Annotated in this window: 25 protein-coding genes; all 25 read left to right on the top strand. The window is 33.3% G+C overall.

All coding sequences use genetic code 11. From position 1 onward, the window contains the following. Positions 1 to 6: 6 nt before the first annotated feature. A complete protein-coding gene (locus AB4865_RS06935; protein WP_372472545.1) occupies positions 7 to 321 on the top strand; it encodes a hypothetical protein in 315 nt (104 codons plus the stop codon). Positions 322 to 340: 19 nt separating this feature from the next. Beyond that, positions 341 to 784 carry a hypothetical protein gene (locus tag AB4865_RS06940; RefSeq protein ID WP_372472546.1) on the top strand — a complete coding sequence of 148 codons (444 nt, stop codon included), beginning with the start codon at positions 341 to 343 and terminating at the stop codon, positions 782 to 784. A 54-nt stretch (positions 785 to 838) separates the two neighbouring features. Continuing rightward, positions 839 to 1,315: a hypothetical protein gene (locus AB4865_RS06945; RefSeq protein ID WP_372472547.1), complete on the top strand. Its 477-nt coding sequence runs from the start codon at positions 839 to 841 to the stop codon at positions 1,313 to 1,315. 106 nt (positions 1,316 to 1,421) lie between these two features. Next, a complete protein-coding gene (locus AB4865_RS06950) occupies positions 1,422 to 3,476 on the top strand; it encodes an RHS repeat-associated core domain-containing protein (protein ID WP_372472548.1) in 2,055 nt (684 codons plus the stop codon). Between the two features lie 10 nt (positions 3,477 to 3,486). Further along, complete coding sequence (locus AB4865_RS06955; protein ID WP_372472549.1) at positions 3,487 to 3,882, top strand: hypothetical protein; 396 nt, start codon at positions 3,487 to 3,489, stop codon at positions 3,880 to 3,882. Positions 3,883 to 4,154: 272 nt separating this feature from the next. Next, positions 4,155 to 4,523 carry a hypothetical protein gene (locus AB4865_RS06960; RefSeq protein WP_372472550.1) on the top strand — a complete coding sequence of 123 codons (369 nt, stop codon included), beginning with the start codon at positions 4,155 to 4,157 and terminating at the stop codon, positions 4,521 to 4,523. A gap of 210 nt (positions 4,524 to 4,733) precedes the next feature. Next, positions 4,734 to 4,889, top strand: coding sequence for a hypothetical protein (locus AB4865_RS06965; RefSeq protein ID WP_372472551.1), 156 nt, complete (start codon positions 4,734 to 4,736; stop codon positions 4,887 to 4,889). Then, positions 4,864 to 5,250: a hypothetical protein gene (locus tag AB4865_RS06970; protein WP_372472552.1), complete on the top strand. Its 387-nt coding sequence runs from the start codon at positions 4,864 to 4,866 to the stop codon at positions 5,248 to 5,250. Before AB4865_RS06965 ends, AB4865_RS06970 begins: the two co-directional genes overlap by 26 nt. Before the next feature lie 214 nt (positions 5,251 to 5,464). Then, the gene (locus AB4865_RS06975) at positions 5,465 to 6,166 is read left to right on the top strand and encodes a M91 family zinc metallopeptidase (protein WP_372472553.1); all 702 of its coding nucleotides are present in this window, start codon (positions 5,465 to 5,467) and stop codon (positions 6,164 to 6,166) included. Continuing rightward, entirely contained in the window at positions 6,163 to 6,597 is a 435-nt protein-coding gene (locus AB4865_RS06980) for a hypothetical protein (RefSeq protein WP_372472554.1), read from the top strand. Before AB4865_RS06975 ends, AB4865_RS06980 begins: the two co-directional genes overlap by 4 nt. Before the next feature lie 157 nt (positions 6,598 to 6,754). Next, the gene (locus AB4865_RS06985; protein WP_372472556.1) at positions 6,755 to 7,717 is read left to right on the top strand and encodes an RHS repeat domain-containing protein; all 963 of its coding nucleotides are present in this window, start codon (positions 6,755 to 6,757) and stop codon (positions 7,715 to 7,717) included. Between the two features lie 91 nt (positions 7,718 to 7,808). Beyond that, positions 7,809 to 8,348 carry a hypothetical protein gene (locus AB4865_RS06990; protein WP_372472557.1) on the top strand — a complete coding sequence of 180 codons (540 nt, stop codon included), beginning with the start codon at positions 7,809 to 7,811 and terminating at the stop codon, positions 8,346 to 8,348. A 145-nt stretch (positions 8,349 to 8,493) separates the two neighbouring features. Beyond that, complete coding sequence (locus AB4865_RS06995; protein WP_372472558.1) at positions 8,494 to 9,144, top strand: RHS repeat-associated core domain-containing protein; 651 nt, start codon at positions 8,494 to 8,496, stop codon at positions 9,142 to 9,144. Between the two features lie 159 nt (positions 9,145 to 9,303). Further along, positions 9,304 to 9,750, top strand: a complete 447-nt coding sequence (locus AB4865_RS07000; RefSeq protein WP_372472560.1) for a hypothetical protein — start codon at positions 9,304 to 9,306, stop codon at positions 9,748 to 9,750. Between the two features lie 96 nt (positions 9,751 to 9,846). Then, the gene (locus AB4865_RS07005; protein ID WP_372472561.1) at positions 9,847 to 10,809 is read left to right on the top strand and encodes a hypothetical protein; all 963 of its coding nucleotides are present in this window, start codon (positions 9,847 to 9,849) and stop codon (positions 10,807 to 10,809) included. A gap of 71 nt (positions 10,810 to 10,880) precedes the next feature. Continuing rightward, positions 10,881 to 11,261, top strand: a complete 381-nt coding sequence (locus AB4865_RS07010; protein WP_372472562.1) for a hypothetical protein — start codon at positions 10,881 to 10,883, stop codon at positions 11,259 to 11,261. Between the two features lie 71 nt (positions 11,262 to 11,332). Then, the gene (locus tag AB4865_RS07015) at positions 11,333 to 12,208 is read left to right on the top strand and encodes an ABC transporter ATP-binding protein (RefSeq protein ID WP_372472563.1); all 876 of its coding nucleotides are present in this window, start codon (positions 11,333 to 11,335) and stop codon (positions 12,206 to 12,208) included. Next, the gene (locus AB4865_RS07020; RefSeq protein WP_372472564.1) at positions 12,208 to 13,830 is read left to right on the top strand and encodes an ABC transporter permease; all 1,623 of its coding nucleotides are present in this window, start codon (positions 12,208 to 12,210) and stop codon (positions 13,828 to 13,830) included. The genes AB4865_RS07015 and AB4865_RS07020 overlap by 1 nt, the downstream gene beginning before the upstream one ends. Further along, a complete protein-coding gene (locus AB4865_RS07025; protein ID WP_372472565.1) occupies positions 13,812 to 15,854 on the top strand; it encodes a M1 family aminopeptidase in 2,043 nt (680 codons plus the stop codon). Before AB4865_RS07020 ends, AB4865_RS07025 begins: the two co-directional genes overlap by 19 nt. A gap of 378 nt (positions 15,855 to 16,232) precedes the next feature. Next, positions 16,233 to 17,678: a tRNA (N6-isopentenyl adenosine(37)-C2)-methylthiotransferase MiaB gene (miaB, locus tag AB4865_RS07030; RefSeq protein ID WP_372472566.1), complete on the top strand. Its 1,446-nt coding sequence runs from the start codon at positions 16,233 to 16,235 to the stop codon at positions 17,676 to 17,678. 25 nt (positions 17,679 to 17,703) lie between these two features. Next, the gene (locus AB4865_RS07035) at positions 17,704 to 18,981 is read left to right on the top strand and encodes a sigma-54 interaction domain-containing protein (RefSeq protein WP_372472567.1); all 1,278 of its coding nucleotides are present in this window, start codon (positions 17,704 to 17,706) and stop codon (positions 18,979 to 18,981) included. Positions 18,982 to 18,985: 4 nt separating this feature from the next. Next, positions 18,986 to 19,489, top strand: a complete 504-nt coding sequence (locus tag AB4865_RS07040) for an LptE family protein (protein WP_372472568.1) — start codon at positions 18,986 to 18,988, stop codon at positions 19,487 to 19,489. A gap of 1 nt (position 19,490) precedes the next feature. Next, positions 19,491 to 20,432 carry a tetratricopeptide repeat protein gene (locus AB4865_RS07045; RefSeq protein ID WP_372472569.1) on the top strand — a complete coding sequence of 314 codons (942 nt, stop codon included), beginning with the start codon at positions 19,491 to 19,493 and terminating at the stop codon, positions 20,430 to 20,432. 12 nt (positions 20,433 to 20,444) lie between these two features. Next, positions 20,445 to 20,822: a preprotein translocase subunit SecG gene (secG, locus tag AB4865_RS07050; protein ID WP_372472570.1), complete on the top strand. Its 378-nt coding sequence runs from the start codon at positions 20,445 to 20,447 to the stop codon at positions 20,820 to 20,822. Positions 20,823 to 21,042: 220 nt separating this feature from the next. Next, positions 21,043 to 21,321, top strand: coding sequence for a co-chaperone GroES (groES, locus tag AB4865_RS07055; RefSeq protein ID WP_372472571.1), 279 nt, complete (start codon positions 21,043 to 21,045; stop codon positions 21,319 to 21,321). The last annotated feature ends 41 nt before the right edge of the window (positions 21,322 to 21,362 follow it).

Here is a 21,362-nt window from a genome sequence, read left to right on the forward strand (position 1 = left end):
TTCATAATGCACAACAGGTTAGATTTATTAAATAACATTATTGGACGTGATATAGGAGAGAAAAACAAAGGAAAAAGCATGAATGATTTAGCTAATATTGTACTTGATGAATTTAAAAATAATGGACTATATACTGCAACAAAAGGAGATGATGGTAATTTTACTATTTCAAAAACAAAATTATCTGATGAAAAATATGATGAATTAAAAAATATATTTAAAGGTTTAAATCATAATGGTAAAACTAAAGCAGAACAAAAATCAAGTGAGCAAAAAGCGAGAGACTATATTCAAAGCTTTGATACTCGAACAAAGTTGTAAAATTAAAATTATACTTTTTTTGACATTATTTATAATGATTAGTTGTTCCCATAATAAAAATATTGATAAATTAGTAATGGATGTGGAAGCAAATTGTGTTAAAAATGAGGATTGTATTGTCGATTTCTCTAAAGAGATTGATGGAGATTGGGATACAATGTATTTTTTTTCAGGAGCAAATTCATTAGAAGACATCAATATGGTTTTAGGTTTTGAGTTAAAAGATTTTACTGATATTGGAGATAGAATTTTATTTTTAAAGGGAAACAAAATTATATATCAAAAAGAGTGGTCTTTTAACAATGAGAACAATTTAAAAGGAATAATATTTGTTCCGGAAACGAATTTTTTTAAATATGATAAAGAAAATTGTAAGTTTAAAATATTAAAGAATAACGAAGTATATTACTTAACTAAAATTACCCCCAGCTGCGCAAAGTCTCCCACTTTGCGCAAAAAATAAAAGTAAAGCCCTGCAATTTCGGGGTTTTTATATAGTTCTCAAAAATTAAGGGTTATGAAATATATCACAATTTTAATGCTTTTTATAACAACAAATATTTATTCCCAAGAAGTTAAGAACAGTAATTTTATTATTGTAATTGATGAGGAAATAGTAACTAATTCTTTAGGTATAAAATTATTAGTTACATCTAAAGACGGGAATAGTAGAGAAATAGAAACCATTACAGGATATTATCCAGGCAACATATCTCTGAAAAAATCGGACTATGATGATTTGATTTCTGATGAAACCCAAAGTGTTATATTAAAGTTTAATTACCAAACTTATATTAATGATAAATCTTACTATTACACATACGAAATTGAAGCAGGAAAGAATTGGTTTGAAATGACGTTTGTTATTCTTAAAATTTACAATTTGGACAAAAGGAAATATAGGAAAAAATTAGACCCTTTATCAAAAGACAAAAATTACACTTTTGATTTAGAAACTTCCAACGGACAAATGATAAGAATTAGAAAAAGGTAATATCAAAGCTCTGCAAAATTGCAGGGCTTTATTTCTGTCCTGTTCTGCTCCGCAGAACTAGAAAAGGGAACTATCTCCAAAATCGTATAAAAAGCATCATTATATTATGGTCGTTTCTCTAAAATCTGTATATTTACGCTTATGTTGGTGTTTAGGAAAAATCACTAAGTCTATAAAAACCAAAAATAACGACGCCAATGGAAACATAAAACAGATTAAATCTACCAGTGAGCTAATTGGCGTTGGAGAAAGAGCGTTTACTTGGGACGAACAAAATCGATTGTTGGCTGTAAAAGATAATCATGGAGCATCTATTAGCCATTATGTATACGATCATACAGGCGAGAGAACATTCAAATCAGAAGGAGGAATATCTCAAGCTAATATAGGCGGACAACAGATATATGAAGTAGAAGATATTTATAATTATACCATTTACCCATCAGGAAATATGGTTGTTTCACCTAATAAAGATGAATACACCAAACACTATTATTCTAATGGAAAAAAAATAACCAGTCGAATAGAAAAGTTAGACAATAATTTTGAATTTACCACTACAATGTCTAACTTGGCAAGTGGAGAGTCGATTACGCCGCAAACGAATAGTTACACAGTATTTAGTGCAGGAAACAATCAGGCTAATTGTTCACAGCAATTAACCACTGCACTAAACTATTATACAGGGCCGCAATGGTCTGAATGTAGAGCTTTTATAAATAGCATCATAGCAGCCTACCCCAACGACCCTTGTGAGGCAGTGGAGATTTTGAATCAATACACCTGTGAAGAAAACCCACCAGCCCCTGTAGCAGACCCACCAGCCCCAGAATATACACCAGGGCAGATATCGGAGTTTGATTGTTTGGTGGAGTTAAACATACTATTAAACGAGTTGAGTGCAGATACAGGACATAGAAAAGACAATTGTTATACCCAAGTGGAACAATATGTACAAACACATTTGGTATTAGCACCTCTATCCAACGCATGTGAAATATTTGCATATATTAGCACCCATTTTGATTGTATAGAAAAAGAGCATAACGGACATTTAGACCAGCCATCACCCATAGAAGTGGTAGATGATGGGTATATGCACCCAACCCCTGCGAGTGGTATGCAAGAAGAAGAAGAATTTGATGAGAGCAAGCGCAAACCAATATGGTGGTATCATAGCGACCATTTAGGAAGTTCTTCGTATCTTACAGACAATTTCGGACGCCCTACCCATTACTACGACCAATTGCCATTTGGAGAGAGCATGGTAGAGCATAACCAAAGTCAGTATTACGGTAATCAATACAAATTCAACGGCAAAGAGCTAGACCAAGCCACAGGTATGTATTACTACGGCGCACGCTACTACGACCCGAGATTGAGTATTTTTATCAGTGTAGATCCGCTGGCGGAGCAGACCTTTGAGCCGTATTCGTATGTTGGGAATAACCCTATTATGTTTATTGATCCTACTGGGATGAGTAGAGAAGATTGGGAACCTGATAAAAATGGAAATTTGATTTCTGAAAAGGGTGATAATTCAAAAACTTTAGCTGATAAGTTAGAAATTTCTGAAACTGAAGCTTCTAAAATGATAAACAGTCAGGGACTTAAAAGAGAAAATTATGTACAAACTGATGCTAATGTTAAAGAAGGACAAAACCTTAAAATTAATGACACTAGACAGAGAATAGCTAATATAGCTGAATATAATATAGGCTCAGAAAGCTGGAATTTTGATGTGTCAAGAGGTAACTATCCAGAAAATTCCAACAAATGTAATGTATTTGTAGGTGAAGTAACAACATCAGCAGGAGCAGGTCCTGGTAAACCAAATGTTATTAATCCAGGAATGTCAAAACTACCATTTGTAGATAAGAAGTATGGATTTCCTTTGGCAGGACAGTGGGCTAATTCTGATTACTCAATTAATAATTGGCGAATTTTAGGAGCAAATGAAAAACCAATGAGGGGAGATATTGCATCGTATTCATTCAACTACAGCGATGCATCTGGACATGTTGCAATTGTTACAAGTTCAAGAGGTTTTACTGTAGGTACATCTGGAACATACAATAGAATATCAAAAACTGATTTTGGTTTTAATCCACAAAGGAGTAATGGTAATCAAATAATTTACCGTAGATATATAGGTAGGTAATTAATTTATTATGAATAAAAATTTTTATATTGTAATTTTTGTGTTTTTAGTGTTAACCATAGGTTATATAGTTTTTAACAAAAAAAATACGGGACTATTTATTAGTAAATTAGATAATATTACTAAAGTAAAGATAACTTCTGTGAAGGGAGAAAATTTACTTGAGATTGATGATAAAAAAGATATAAAATATTTTTTATCTACTTTTAAACCTTCGCAATCTAATCCAGCTAAAGAAGTTGGAAATTTTAAAATAAATGGTTATATATTATTTATGGAAGAAGATATAATAAAATTTAAAATAGCCGTTGATTATAATTATGGATACTCATGTAAAATAAATGATAAAGATTATTTTCAACAATTCACTTATGCTACTCATCGATATCTAATGGATATTAGATAATGTTTCAAAGTTAGTGATGCCCTAAAAAAGCCCTGCAAATTGCGGGGGGTAATGCATCAAAAGTGGTGTTATCACTACAACCACTGATTATTACTACCTTTCGTAAGGTTTATAAAACCAACAACCCATAACAATAAAACTGTTCATTAGGCTTTATCTTTGTATTTAAAAAAATAGCTATATTTGGAAAAAGATTAAGCATTTTTATCAGTATTGACCCACTGGCGGAGCAGACCTTTGAGCCGTATGCGTATGTTGGCAACAATCCTATAATGTTTATTGATCTTACGGGGATGAGTAAGGAGGGAGTTGAAACACGTTATGTAGGAGAAGATGGGAAGACTTTATTAAACACCAAAGATGGTAGTGATGATGTTATTGTTGTTCCTAATAGCATGAAGTCCGATTTTAGAGAGTTTAATACTTCATACCAAAATGGTAATAAGAGATTGTACGATAGTCAAAGCTGGAATGATAATATGAAAGCTGATATCTTAGGATTTGAAACTCTTGGGGAGATGGATAGTTATTTAAGAGGTTATACAACGCAGTGGTCACGCCAAAAAGCAATAAATTATAGACAAAATCCTACTTTATCAAATTTTGCAGCAATGGCATTTAGTGAATCTGCCAGCCAATGAACAGATCTTGAAAAACTTGTAACGGGTGCAAGTATATTTGTAGGAGGAAAGAGTTTTACTCGAAGTAATATTAAAGCAGAGGTAAATACTTCGAAAAGTGTTTTTGTACCAGTTGATGAAGCAGGACAAAGTTTAAAAGTTACTAAAACTAAAGCTGGAAATATAAAAATAGATAGAGAAGCAAGAGGGTACGTTCATACTCAGTTAAGAATGGATGCAACAGGAAATTATCCACAGAGAAACACTTTTGATGCGAGAGGTAGAAGAAGATTAGATACACATTTTACAACTCATGGAGAGGCTAATAAGTCAAATCCACATAAACACACATATTATAGAAATGGAAGAAGAAGTACAGGTAGGTAAATTATACGTATTAAATAATAAAAATGAAAACTTACATTTTATAAAAGAGATTAATTTTAGTTGTGATTTATATTTAATTGAAGAGTTAGATATAGAGCCATTCGATACATTTTCAGTAGATTTTAGTAGTGAATATTGGTATTTAAAATATCATTTATTGAGAGACAAAAAAGTTTTACTAAATATAGAAGATTCTATTTTATTTGATGAAGAAAATATTAACGTGATATTTTTTAAGGCAACTGACTTAAAGAGTTTTGTTATAGAATGCAATGATGGTAATTGGTATTTTAGAATAAATAAATTAGACATTAATGCTTTAAAAATATTTGATATTTTAAAAATAAACATCATCAGATAATGCATCAAAATTACTGTTATCACTACAACCACTGATTACTACTACCTTTCACAGATTTATAAGACCAACAAACCCTAACATAAGAGCTGGGTATTAGGCTATAATTTGTATTAAAAAAAGCTATATTTGGAAAAAGATTGAGTATTTCTATATCTGTAGACCCATTGGCGGAGCAGACATTTGAGCCGTATTCGTATGTTGGGAATAACCCTATATGTTTATTGATCCTACGGGGATGAGTAAGGAGGATATCGAAATAGGAAGAAATGAAGTTGCAAATAGGAAATTAAATTCAAATGAAATTAAAACTGTTTTGTCTGCACTTCAAAATATTACAGATGATAAATTAACTTTTAATAAAAAAAATAATCGAATAGAAATTAAAGAATTTGGAAAAGGAGATAAAAAAGAAGGAACTGAATTAATAAGAAAATTAATTAATAATCAAAATACTGTAACAATAAATATTAATATTGATGGTAAGTATGGAATGGTTGGAGCAACTAGTGGAGCAACAAATGGAGATGTAGAAAATACAACCAACGGTAGAGGAACGGATATATCTATTTCTTTAGGATTTGGTCATGAAATTTATACAATGGATTCCAAAGGTAAGGTTTCTGTTGAAAAATTATCTACGACAGATATGTTGACTCATGAATTAGTACATACTATAGCTCAAGTTAATGGAGAAACATCACCAGGTTTTAATAATAATACTCCTGTTTATTATACAGATGTAAATGGAAATGCACAAATAGAAATGATTCCTAAAGAAGAATATTTAACAATATTTGGAGAAAGAATTTCAAAAAAAGACAAAGGTTATCAATATCCTACAGAAAATAGACTAAGAAGGGAACAGAAGAAAAATAAAAGGATTAATTATTTAAAAACTAAGCAGATAAAAAGATGAAAAAAATAATTTTATTTTTGATTTTTAATGTATTCATATCTTGTAAATCCTCTATTCAAGAAACTAAAACAACAAAAATAGTTACTATTATTGGTTCAGAATTTTATGAAATAAAATTTAACAATTTAGGAAAAGCGGTTGCTATAAAGGGAGAAATTTATTTTTTTAACGACCTTAGTTTTCATAAAGAAGTAAGAGATAGTATAAATTTTAATATAATAAAAACTTCTAAGTATTTTAAGTTATTGAAAGAATATGAAAAAAAACCTTATTATAGTGAGCAATTGAACAATGAATTTAATGTTAAAATATATTGCGAAGATATAAAAGTTTTTGATTCGTATAGATTTGATTCTTTTTTTTGGAAGTTAATTAAAAGTATTGGAGATCAAATACCTAAAGAATACAATTCTTTTATTCATTCAGATTAAAAAGATTTTCAAAATCCGCCAAGCTGTAAGCTTGGCGGAGTGAATTTCCTTGAATATCGGTAGGATGTTAGACGTTTACCTTTCATTAAAAAAAACATTTTTTATTTTGCTAAAAATCATTACATTTACCTCGTTGTTTAGATAAAATAAAAAGTTTGTGAAAGATAAGTTTATAAGTCTCGAATCCGTACAGCCCTCGCTCGATAGAGTGTATTACTACAACGGCGACCATTTAAAATCAAGTACTTATGTAACCGACGACAACGGACGACCAGTAGCATATTATGACTACTTACCGTTTGGAGAGGTAGCTGTGGAGCATAACCAAACAACGAATTTCAACAATGGGTATAAATTCAACGGCAAAGAGCTAGACCAAGCCACCGGCATGTACTACTACGGAGCAAGATACTACGACCCGAGGTTGAGTGTGTTTATAAGTGTAGATCCGTTAGCTGAACAAGCTCCTGATTGGACACCATACAGATTTGGCTTTAATAATCCAATCCGATACACCGACCTAGACGGACGTTGGGAGTGGGACGCAGTAGGAAATCTCAAAGCACAGAAAGGTGACAATTCATACACATTAGCAAAGTTTTTAGGAACAAACCAAAAGAATGCAATGACTGTACTTAACAGAGGTGGAGTTACTGCAAATGATAAAGGTATTTTAAATCTTAAAGAAGGACAGGTATTTTCTAAAAATGATTTGTGGGTAGGTTTTAAATCAGGAAGCGGAGCTGTTGTGAATAATAGTAAAGAAGCCGTATCACATTATTTTAACGGAAAAGGAGCATCCGCAGACGTAGGCGACCAATCTACAAGAGAACTATTATCGTCAAGCAAGTTCCAAGAAAAACACACTAAAATAACAAGTGAAGTTGTTGACCCAGAGGGTTATTTTTCAGTTGATTTAACAAAATCAACTTTCCATATAGGAAGAACAAATGTAGATTATAGTGTAAGCGGTAATGGCAAGTCAAGTTCTGTAACCTATACATTATTTTCGCGGGATGGTTTTTGGGACCCTGATTTTATTGACGAAAATACATTGGGTAAAATTCCAATTATTAGAGATTGGACAAATACGAAGCCTGACGAACCGGTCCAAATTTAGAAAGATTTGGAGGTACACCATACCACTATAAAACAAGAGAAAGAACGTACTTTTTCAAGCCTGTTGAAGACAATAAATAATTTGATAGATTATGAAAAACGTAATAGGATTTATAGTGTTTGGAGTATTGTTTTTTGTATTTGTTCTACTGTATTTTAGATACAATAACACAGGGTATCGCTATGGGTTAGAGTGTAGTTTTTGTAATAAAAATATGCCGTATGGATTAACACCAAAAATCAATTCTGATTATCCACAGAATTTTGTTTTACTTGATGAAGACGGCTTTGAATTAACAGGAAGTGGTTTTAGGCACAGGCAAAGTAGTTTTAAGATAAAGAATTTTTTGGGTTATGGCTACAATGATACATCTGTATTGCTGAAATGTACGGACAGCTTGAATAACATAAAGTATTTGGTATCGTATGAAACAGGCTATAAAAGTGAAAAAGGAAACCCAGCCATATCATTTAAGGACATAGATAACAGCGAGTACAGCCAAATCAAAGATGATAGTTACCAATGGGTTGAAATTGACGAGGAAAAAGCAAATACTGTAAGAATTATGAAATTTATATTTATAGTCGGAGCTTTTACTTTCATTGTTTTTTATAGTCCGAAAATTATTTAAGTCAAGAAACAAAAACAACAAAGCCACTCAATGAGTGGCTTGGGTTTTACATAATTGATTGAAATTTAGTCTATCCCGCTGGCACGAGCGATGCTCGTGCTAATATTACATTTTTAAAATCAAAAAAATGTAATATTATCGTTGTATGAGTGGGAGATACAAGTACAACAGCAAAGAAATAGACCAAGCTACCGGCATGTACTACTACGGAGCAAGATACTACGACCCGAGACTATCAATTTTCGTGTCGGTAGATCCGTTGGCTGAAGTTCAACCAGACAAGACACCGTACCATTTTGTAAGTAATAATCCCATTACTAGAGTTGATCCTACTGGAATGGCTGACCATGACTATAGACTTAATAGTGATGGAACAATATCTGAAAAACCGATACGAGAGACAAACTCTCCTTTAGATAGGTTAATTTTATTTGATGATAATGGAAAAGAAACCGATTGTAGTATAGATATAGAAAAAGGTATATTGAATAATGTTAAAAGAAATGTATTAAACGATTTAGAAAAAAAATATTCATATTTTAAGGTAAATAATAATAAAGATGCAAAGGATATTTTTGAGTTTTTATCAGAAAACACGAAAGTAGAATGGGGGCATATTAGTTTTGGAAAAACATCGAATTATATTGCAACAAGTAATCATGAAACTCAAGAAAACGGAGGGATACATTTGATTAAAAATTTAATTGAAAAGAAATATTCGGTTAATTTTTATATTCATAGCCATCCAGATGACGGTAAACAATATCGATATTATGGTTCCTTCTGGTGGATATAGCCGATATGACAAGTTACAAAAGGGACAAGGAGATCAGGCAGTAGCCGAATATATACAAAAACTTAGAACATATTATAAATATTCAAAGCAAATCAAATTGGGTGTGTATGAAGCTACTATTAGACAATACATATATTTTGATCAAAATAAAATATTAAAATGATGATAATTATATTAAATTTTATATTTGTTACTTTATTTACAGAAACTCAATATTTATCTACAGTAAATATTGATGATGTTTGTGAATTTGTATATACAAATAAAGATTTTGAAACATATTTGAGTAGAAAAAACAATATTATTGTAAATTATGTAACTCAAGAAAATGAGCTACGAATTGCTTTTGTTGGAGATTCTGAAATGGAAACATATAGATATGTAACTAAAAATTTTTACGCAGGAAGTATAAAATTGGATATGCATACATTTCATTTTTTTTCAACAAAAACAAGACAATTTGATAATAGATTAGAAAAAATTAATATAAAAAAACATAGAAAAAAGAAACTTGATTTTTGGGGATATATAGAACCAATAGTTTATATTTATTCAATTGAAGGAAAATGTTTTAAATATAAAATGTCAGGCAGGTATTTTATATAATGTAACCATTTTTTATATAAGATTACAATATTTATCCTTGAAAATTATCTCTATCCGCCCCAAATTTTAGGGCGGATTTTGTATTTATAAGATAGATTGAATTTTTCTTTTAGCAATAAAGGCGTCGATTACGGAGAAATGCAATTCTACACCAGGACCCAAACCGACTCGTGGGGGCGTGTGTTGGAGATGACTTACCCTGACGGAGAAAAATTATTTTACGAATACAATACAATAGGACAATTAAAAAAGATAAAGAATTCAAATAATTATGTATATTTGAGGCACGTACTCTATACGTTTTTCGGCGAAGCCAAAGAGATAGAATACGGTAACAAAGTAAAAACCCAAAACGATTTTGATACCATGCGACGTTTGCGTACGATGCGATTGCGAAGACCGAGTAACCACATTTTTTCAAATGTGCAGTACGATTATGACCATAATCAAAATATTGTGCGACAACGCAATACAGCCTCACAGCACAACAATTTGCATTTGGGAGGCGTGAGCGATAAGCAATACCAATACGACAAATACAATCGTTTGTCGAGAGCCATAGGTACATTTACAGGATTTAAGGAAGAGCAAAACTATGATTTGACAATGAGCTACAACGCGACTCATAGTATTGTAAACAAAAACCAGACACACAATGTAACGCTGAATCAAGTACCACAAAATTCGGTGCATAATTATCAAGCGGAGTATTTTTACGATGATGATACACACCCTCACGCACCGTCATTGTTGCAATACCAAGACGGAAAAAGTATTAAATTGAGTTATGATGCCAACGGTAATTTAGAGCATATACAATCAGACAAGGATTTGGTTGTTGTAGGCAATAGAGATTTTGAATGGGACGAGCAAAACCGTTTGTTGTCTGTGGTGGACAATGGCGGACAGCAGATCAGTCATTATGTATATGACCACACAGGCGAGCGAACGTTTAAGTCAGAGCAAGGACTTAGTTTGGCAAATGTATCAGGACAGCAAGCGTATCAAGTATCTGGTTACATAGATTACAAAATACTAACTTTACGAACTCAAGTTTAAATTTATCTACAATAAACCATCATTTCTCCTACAAACCTTTTATTTTTGCAAAAAATCTAACAAATTCAAACATGAGCATACTTATCAAGTCCTTTATAGCATCCGAACTAAAAAGAGAAATCAAAAACAGACTCGAAGAAGAAAAACAAGTGATTGTACATTTTTCGCTTTGGTCTGATGCAGAGGGAGATATGGCTCGAATTTGGAAATCTACTTTTTTGATTGATTGTGCTACAGGGATAAAATATCCTTTACTTATAGCTTATGGAATTAGTTATGCTCCCGATTGGACGGTAATTCCTCCTACGCGTCCCTTAGATTTTACTTTGATTTTTCAAGGATTGCCTAAATCATGCATACTTTTTGATTTGGTGGAAGAAATCCCCGAAGATGGCGGTTTTGAAGTTAGAAATATTCACCGAAATCAAGAGGATATATATTTCGTGAGTTAATTTTTTAATTCAAACTTGTAACATTTTTCTCATTTCATCTACTAATAGGAAAAACATAAATATTAGTTCAGATGAATTTACAAATCAATAATCTTACGAAAACCTATTCAAATGGTGTAAAAGCCTTGGATCATGTTTCTTTAGAAATCAAACCGGGTATGTTTGGTTTACTTGGACCAAACGGTGCTGGAAAATCTTCTTTTATGCGTACCATCGCTACTTTGCAAACGCCCTCGTCTGGCGAAATCAAATTTGGCGATATTGATGTACTCAACCAACCGATGAAATTGCGTGAAATTTTGGGGTATTTGCCTCAAGAGTTTGGGGTATATCCCAAAATGTCTGCTATTGATTTACTCGATTACTTCGCTCAATTGAAAGGTATTACTTTAAAAACCGAAAGACAAAACATCATCAAAGAAGTACTGACTTTGACCAACTTATACGAAGTTCGCAACAAAAGTGTAAGCGGCTATTCGGGTGGTATGAAACAGCGTTTTGGTATCGCTCAGTTGTTGCTCAACAATCCAAAATTGATTATTGTAGATGAGCCAACCGCCGGACTCGACCCTGCTGAAAGACACCGCTTTTTGAATGTACTTCGTGCCATTAGTACCAATCACACCGTGATTTTTTCTACGCATATCGTAGATGATATTCGTGAATTGTGCAACGAAATTGCCATACTCAACGGTGGAAAAATTCTTTACAAAGGCACCATGAACGAAGGTACTGCTTCGCTGGAAGGAAAAATTTGGGTTCGCATTATCCAAAGAGAAGACATTCAGAAGTTTCAGGCAAAATACAATGTGCTTTCGTCACATTTCAACCAAGACAATACGATGAATATCCGAGTGTATGCCAATACACAACCCGACGAAACCTTTATCGAGGCTAGTCCGATTTTGGAAGATTTATATTTTTACTCACTAAAAAACGATAAATAATGCTAAAAACCATTTTTACATTTGAAATCAAACGCTGGTTCAAGTCGTGGAATTTTTATCTGTTTTTGGTGATATTCTTCGCACTTGGATTTTTGACTATGGCGGCAATGGTTGGGTATTTTGATGATTTTTCAGTTACCACTGCATCAAATACTTACGAAAATTCACCCATAGCGATAAATAACTTAATCAACAGCATTTCTTCGCTGATTAGTTTTTTGATTCCGACGATTATTGGAGCAACGGTTTATAGAGATTTTCAATCCAATATTTATACGATTTTATATTCGTATCCGTTTACTAAACGCGATTATTTGTTGGGTAAATTCCTCAGTGGATTGTTTATTACTTCATTGATTGTCTTGGCAGTAGCCTTGGGAATGATATTGGCTACACTCTTGCCATTTGCCAATCAAGATTTGTTAGCACCATTTAGTTTGTGGTCTTATTTACAAGCATTTATCTATTTTGCATTGCCCAATATTTTCTTGATTGGAGCATTTGCCTTTATGCTTACCACATTTACTCGCAATGAATATGTGGGATATATCTTTGTGCTAATTACCATGATTATTTCTGGTATTTTGGGAGCCTTATCAGCCAATGTAGATGACAAATTTTACTTTGGTTTGTTTGATTATTCAGGAGGATTTGCCTTGAATTACCTTACAGAATATTGGACAATTCACGAGCAAAATGTAAACAATATTCCATTTCATGGGGTTTTGTTATACAACCGTTTGATTTGGATTAGCGTTGGATTTTTTGTTTTCGGACTCACTTATGTATTTTTTAAATTTGATTTCAACCCAATTTCACTATTTGGAAAGAAAAAAGGCGAACGAGTAATCAAAAACAATTTTGACACCGATTTGGAAGTAAATTTACCAAAAATAAGTTTTGATTATTCGTTTACAAACTATTTAAAAGTAGCTTGGAATTTATCTGCAATCGAATTCAAATCCATCAGAAAAAATTGGTTATTTTGGATATTTATTGCCGTGATGATGATTTCGTTAGTCATTTCTGGATTGCAAGTAGGAAGTGGATTTATGGGAGCGGAAACTTATCCAACTTCTGGTTTTATGCTCAATATTGTGGAAAGCAATTTAGGAACTATCAATCTGTTAATCATTCTTTTTGCGGGAATATTGCTCAATCAAGCGAGAACTACTCGAATGAATTTGTTGGTAGATGCAACAGCCATTCCCAATTGGGCATTGTTTCTTTCAAAGGGAATTGCCTTGATGAAAATGGCGTTGAGTTTATTGTTTATCAATATCATTGGAGCAATTATCCTTCAATTTACACAAGGGTTTTACGATATTAATTATTGGGTTTATTTGGAATTTATAGTAAAATTCATCCTAATTATTTTTATCCTGAATATCATGTATGCAATGTTTGTGCAGTCGTTGTTCAACAAATTTTACATAGGATTTATCGTAATTTTATTATTGAATTTCCTACCTGTGGCACTGTCGAAAATTGGGGTAGAATTGAATATTTTCCACTATAAATCAGGCCCGGTATTCCTCGATATTCAGAATTTATCGGATTTGGAAGTGCTAAATTGTTTTGGATTTATAAAATCTATTGGACATTGTTTACCACAGTTTTGATTTGCTTGGCATTGTTGCTTTACAAAAGAGGAATTTTAACAACAAAAGAGCGAATTTCTCAAATGAAAACCAAAGCTAAAAAACCAGTAGTAATTACGATGATTGTTTCGGCAATTGCTTTTGTATCGTTGGGATATACAATGTATAGAGAAATGGCAATCAAAGAACCGTATTATACAGAAAATGAATACGAAAAAATGCGTGTGGACTATGAGAAAAAATACAAAAAATACCAAGATTACGCACAACCTCGTATCGTAGCAGCCAATGTACATTTGGATCTGTTTCCAGAAAGTAGAGACTACAAAGCGGTGGGATATTTTACTATGGTAAACAAATCTCAGCAAGTAATCGACTCGCTGTTTTTGCCTTATGGCGACAATCTGAAAGAGGTAATCATAGATAAAGGCTATCAAACGGTTTACAACGATTCGGTGATGGATTTCAAAATTTTGAAATTGAATCAGTCGTTGCAACCTGGAGATTCGCTACAAGTGCAATTTACTACGCAAAATGAGCCAAATACTTGGTTTAAAAACAATTCGTTTGTGTTGAGCAATGGTACATTTGTAAACAATCGTCAGTTGTTCCCATCGTTTGGATATACCGAATCTATGGAAATTCGCGACAACGACATTCGTAAAAAATACAATTTACCACCACGCGAACGCATGCCAGTACCAAACGACGAAAAGGCAAGACAAAATACCTATATTGCACACGATGCCGATTGGATAGATTTTGAAACTACGGTGAGTACTTCGGAAAATCAGATTGCAATAGCACCAGGATATTTGCAAAATGAATGGCAAAAAGACGCAAGACGCTATTTCCATTACAAAATGGATAGCAAAATTCTGAATTTTTATGCCTACAATTCAGGAACTTACGAAGTTCTAAGAGAAAAGAAAAACGGCATCAACTACGAGGTGTATTATTTAAAAGGACACGAGTACAACATCGACCGAATGATGGAATCTATGCAAAACTCGATTGAATATTATTCGGCAAATTTCTCACCTTATACACACAAACAAGCCAGAATTATTGAGTTTCCGTCAGTAATGGGAACATTTGCACAAGCGTTTGCTAACACTATGCCTTATTCGGAAGGAATAGGATTTTTGGCAAAAATAGACACAGACAACCCAGACAATGTCGATTATCCCTACAGTGTAGTTTCGCACGAAATGGCACATCAATGGTGGGCTCATCAGGTTATCGGTGCCGAAGTGCAAGGAGCTACAATGCTTTCGGAATCATTATCTGAGTACAGTTCGCTGAAAGTTTTAGAACAAAAATACGGTCGCAGTCAGATGCACAAATTCTTAAAAGACGCTTTGGATAGCTATTTGCGTGGGCGTACTTATGAATGGAAAGAAGAAAATCCTTTGATGTACAACGAAAATCAGCAATACATTCATTACAACAAAGGAGCATTGGTGTTTTATGCATTGGGTGAATACATCGGAACGGAAAATCTCCACAAAATATTGAGAAGTTTTGTAGCGGAAAAAGCCTTTCAAGAAGCTCCATACACCAATAGCCTTGAATTTGTGGTGCATTTGAAAAAGCATATACCTGCCAACTATCAATATTTGATAGAAGATATGATTGAAACCATTACGCTTTATAACAATAAAGTATTGGATACCAAAGTTACCCCATTGAAAAATGGAGAGTACCAAGTAGATATTTCGTTCCAAGTGGCAAAATATCGCACAAAGAGTAAAGGAGAAGAAATTTATAAAGACAAAGACGGTAACACTTTGGAGGCAACGATTGGAAAAGATTTGGTGAAATCATTACCATTGAACGATGTAGTCGTAATCGGAATATTTGGAGAAAAGACCAAAAAAGGAAAATACGAATACGAAAATCCGTTGTATTACAGTAAAGTTCGCGTAAACAAAATCAAAAACAAAGTGAGTTTTATTGTAAAAGAAAAGCCAGTACAAGTAGGTGTAGATCCTTACAACATTTTGATTGATAGAGATTCGAATGACAATAGGAAGAAGGTGTAGGTTTTTTATTGTATATTGTAAAATGTAGATTGTATATTGCTTATTTTATCAATTGAAATTGTGTAATATTAAGCATAATACAATATACAATGATACATTAGACAGTGATACAATCAAAAAAATCCTTTCTAAATTGAATGTTTATTCTCTTTAGGAAGGATTTTTTGTTTTGTCTGATTTTTAGATTTTCAACTTTGACAAAGTTTATTTTTATTTCAGAAAAAAGATAGACTATGAAAGCACCGAGTTAATAAGCTTTTTTACTATATGTTTTGAATGATACAAAATACAACATTACAATATACAGATTTGCAAGTGTTGCATACATAAAAAATCACTATATTTGTAGATTATTTCTGATAAAGACTACAACAAGATATGGAAAAGGTTATCGAAGAAAATAAGCAAGGTACGAGTTTGGTACTTGAACAAAACGATCAAAATACAAAAAAACTCTTTATAGAAAGCTACGGATGTCAGATGAATTTTTCTGACAGTGAGATTGTTGCGTCTATATTGTCAGAACAAGGATACAATACGACACAAAATCTGGAAGAAGCTGATTTGGTGTTGGTAAACACTTGTTCGATTCGCGATAAAGCCGAGCAAACGGTAAGAAAACGCTTGGAGCAGTACAATGCTATCAAAAAAATCAATCCGTCGATGAAAGTTGGGGTGTTGGGATGTATGGCAGAGCGATTGAAAAGCAAATTTTTGGAAGAAGAAAAAATTGTCGATATGGTGGTAGGTCCAGACGCCTACAAAGACATTCCTAATTTGTTGAAAGAAGTAGAGGAGGGAAGAGATGCGATCAATGTTATACTTTCAAAAGAGGAAACTTACGGAGATATTTCACCGGTACGTTTGAATAGCAATGGAGTAACAGCCTTTGTATCTATTACTCGTGGGTGCGACAATATGTGTACATTTTGCGTGGTGCCATTTACTCGTGGACGAGAGCGAAGCCGTGATCCTCAGAGTATTATGAGCGAAATAAAAGATTTGTACGAAAAAGGATTTAAAGAAGTAACGCTTTTGGGGCAAAATGTAGATTCGTATTTGTGGTATGGTGGCGGTTTGAAAAAAGACTTTGAAAAAGCCACTAAAATGCAAAAAGCTACTGCAGTAGATTTTGCACAATTGCTTGATATGTGTGCAGGTGCATATCCAAAAATGCGTTTCCGTTTTTCGACTTCCAACCCACAAGATATGCATGATGAGGTATTGTATGTAATGGCAAAACATCACAATATTTGCAAATACATTCACTTACCGGTACAGTCGGGTTCTACGAGAATTTTACATGAGATGAACCGTCAACATACGAGAGAAGAGTATATGGCATTGGTGGATAGAATTTACAAAATCTTACCAGAAATATCGCTTTCTCAAGATATGATTACTGGATTCCCAACCGAAACAGAAGAAGATCATAAAGATACTTTGTCTTTAATGGAATATGTGAAATATGATTTCGGTTATATGTTTGCCTATTCGGAAAGACCAGGAACATTGGCTGCGAGAAAAATGAAAGACGATGTACCAGAGACTATCAAAAAACGCCGTTTGCAAGAAATTGTAGATTTGCAACAAAAATTGGGATTGGAGCGTACGCAACGATTCTTAGGACAAACGGTAGAAGTATTGATAGAAAAGCAGTCAAAGCGTTCAGATGCTCATTGGTCAGGTAGAAATTCGCAAAACACGATGGTAGTATTCCCAAAAGAAAATTACAAAGTAGGTGATTTTGTTTTGGTAAAAGTTACCGATTGTACATCAGCTACCTTGATTGGAGAAGCTGTAGGTTATAGCGAAATGAATTAAATGAAATTCGTTGCGAAAATAAAAAATGGAAAACATTCAAACTATAAAACAACGATTTGAAATCATAGGAAACGATCCTAAACTCAACAGAGCTCTTGAAAAAGCCATTCAAGTAGCTCCGACCGATATTTCTGTGTTGGTAACAGGAGAAAGCGGTGTGGGTAAGGAAAGTATTCCTCGTATTATTCACAATCTTTCGCATAGAAAACACGGAAAGTACATAGCCGTAAACTGTGGTGCAATCCCAGAAGGCACCATTGATTCCGAATTGTTTGGTCATGAAAAAGGTGCGTTTACTGGTGCGGTAAATACCCGTGAAGGTTATTTTGAAGTGGCAGACGGCGGTACCATTTTCCTCGATGAAGTGGGAGAATTGCCACTTACCACTCAAGTTCGTTTGTTACGTGTGTTGGAAAACGGCGAATTTATCAAAGTGGGTTCGTCAAAAGTACAGAAAACCGATGTGCGTATTGTGGCAGCAACCAATGTAAAAATGTTTGAAGCCATCGAAAAAGGTAAATTTCGTGAAGATTTATACTATCGTTTGAGTACGGTGGAAATCAACCTACCTCCGCTGAGAGAACGAGGGAAAGATATACATTTGTTGTTTAGAAAATTTTCGTCAGATTTTGCTACGAAATACAAAATGCCTCCGATAAAATTAGACGAAAACGCTGTCAATTACATCAAAAATTATCGTTGGGATGGAAATATTCGTCAGTTGCGAAACATAGCCGAGCAAATATCAGTCATCGAAACCAAACGAGAAATTGATTTATTGACTATCCAACAGTATTTGCCTATTCGTGAGCGAAATTTACCCTCATTGGCAGAAAAAAAATCCGATAGTGATTTTAGTAATGAACGAGAATTGTTGTACAAAATCCTATTTGATATGAAAGCCGACCTCAACGACTTGAAAAAATTGACCTTGGAGTTGATGAAAAACGGCAACAGTGCACAAGTACAGGAAAATAATAAAAATCTGATTCAGAAGATTTATGGCAACAAAGAGGAGCAAGATTTTATTGAAAATTCACAATTGACCTTGCCTCAAAGTGCAACAAATCCGCAATTGATTTCTCCCTCAATGGCTCAACCTATCGAAGACGAAAACAACGATTATTACATAGAAGCCGTTGAGACAGAAGAAGATGAAGTGTTGAATTTGGAGGATAAAGAAATTCAAATGATAAAAAAAGCATTGAATAAATACAATGGTAGAAGAAAAAATGCCGCTGAAGAATTGGGAATTTCCGAACGAACACTTTACAGAAAAATAAAACAATACAATTTGGAATAAAACTATGAAAATAAACAAATTAGTATTCTTTGGATTGGCAATGTGGCTTTTCAATGCTTGTCATATTTACAATTTTACAGGTACAGGAAAAATCGATGCAAAAACTTTTCAGGTAAACAATTTTCAAAACAACGCTGCCTTGATAGAGCCAGGTGTGGACAGACAGTTTACCATTGCTTTGCAAGAATTGATTCAAAACCAAACGCCGTTGAGCATTACCACAACCAATGGAGATTTGCTTTACGAAGGAGAAATTGTGGAATACCGCATTTCGCCAATGACAGCAACAGCCAATCAAACCGCTGCACAAAACCGTTTGTATGTTTCTGTAAATGTGCGTTTTTCTAATAAAAATGACGAAGAGTCAGATTTTGAGAAGAGATTTTCACATTTTTACGATTATCCAGCCTCAGAACAATTAATTGGTGCAAGATTGACAGAAGCACTCAATGTGATTTTTGAGCAAATTACCCAAGATATTTTCAACGAATCATTAGCGAAGTGGTAAGATGAACACACAATTTTATAATCATTTAGTACAAAATCCAACTATAATCGATGGTGAAATCACCTCACAATTGCAAGAAATTGTCGAGAAGTATCCCTATTTTCAATCGGCAAGAGCGTTGTATTTAAAGGGATTGAACCAACAACGAAGTTTTTTGTACAACAACGCACTCAAAAAAACGGCAGCATATACCACCGACAGAGATATTTTGTTTGATTTTATCGTTTCAGAAGATTTCATAACCTACAAACCGCTCAACATCGAATCTATCGAAATCGACGAAGAAGGTTTGGAAGAAGTGAAAAAAGTAGAGTTTACACTCAACGAAAACATCGAACGTACGGTTTTAGATACTTTGGTTTACATAGAAAAATCGTCTAAAGAAACCGAATTGATTCAAAAAATAGACGAATTAGCCGATAAAAAAGCGGAGTCTAAACAAGAACAATCGATTCAACAAATCAAAGAAGATTTAGAAATAGGTCAACCATTGCAATTTGACAAAGAGGAACGACATTCGTTTGATCAATGGTTGCAACTGACCCAAAAGAAAAAAGAAACTTCTACGAAAGTAGAAACACCAAAAGAATTTTCGACCGAAGATAAAAAAGTAGAAATTGACAAAAAAACGGAAAATACAGAAGAAAGCAGCAATTCTTTTTTCAATAAATTAGAAATTATTAACAAATTTATTAAAAATAATCCGAAAATTGTTCCCGCTCCAAAGAATACGCCTGTAACCCCTGTATTTATTGACAATTCGGAAGAAAACGAACCCAGTTTCATGACCGAAACTTTGGCTAAAATCTACTTAGAACAAGGAAAATATACCAAAGCAATACAAGCTTATGAAATATTAATTTTGAAATATCCAGAAAAAAGTAGTTTATTTGCAAAAAAAATTGAGAAAATAAAAGAATTACAACAATACAATAATCAATAGACAAACAAAAACATGAGTACATTTAGCATTTTTTTAATTCTTATTACAATAGTAGCTTTACTATTAATCGTAGTAATTATGATTCAAAATCCTAAAGGAGGAGGTTTAGATTCTTCATTAGGTGGATCGTCAAATGTAGGTGGGGTACAAAATACCAACAAATTTTTGGACAACAGTACATGGACATTAGCCATTTTATTATTGGGATTGATTTTGTTGTCTGGAATCAGTTTTTCAGGTGGAAATAATGGTGCGTCAAAATTATTAGACGAAAATGCTGTAGCTCCAGCTGTAGAACAACCAACTACACCAGCTCCAGCAGTAGAAACTCCAGTAACTCCTGAGACTACACAATCTACTGAAGAGCCGGTACAGTTGCCAGTAAACTAAAAAATTGAAAAAGTATTTCTTTACAGATTTTTAAAACAGCCTTTATAGGGCTGTTTTTTTATGACAATTTAACTGGTATGAATGTATATTTTTTATCAAAAAAAATATTTTCTGACAAAATGACATTGCTTTTTGTCAAAATAACCTTCTTTTTCCCTTGGCATACTTTTCGACTAATGGAAGATAAACAATTTAATTAATTTAATAATATAAAAAGAATATGTCAGTAAACATCAAACCATTGGCAGATCGAGTAATTATCGAGCCAGCTCCAGCTGAAACACAAACAGCATCAGGAATCATCATCCCTGACACAGCAAAAGAAAAACCACAAAAGGGGACTGTAGTAGCGGTTGGAAACGGTAAAAAAGAAGAGTCGTTGACAGTCAAAGTCGGAGATGTAGTATTGTATGGAAAATACGCGGGTACAGACTTGAAATACGAAGGTAAAGATTACTTGATAATGAGAGAAGAAGAATTATTAGCTATTATTGGATAATAATTTCATTAAGAAATTTCAAACTTAATGTAACTTAAAAC

This window comes from Capnocytophaga sp. ARDL2 (assembly GCF_041530365.1).
GTDB lineage: Bacteria > Bacteroidota > Bacteroidia > Flavobacteriales > Flavobacteriaceae > Flavobacterium.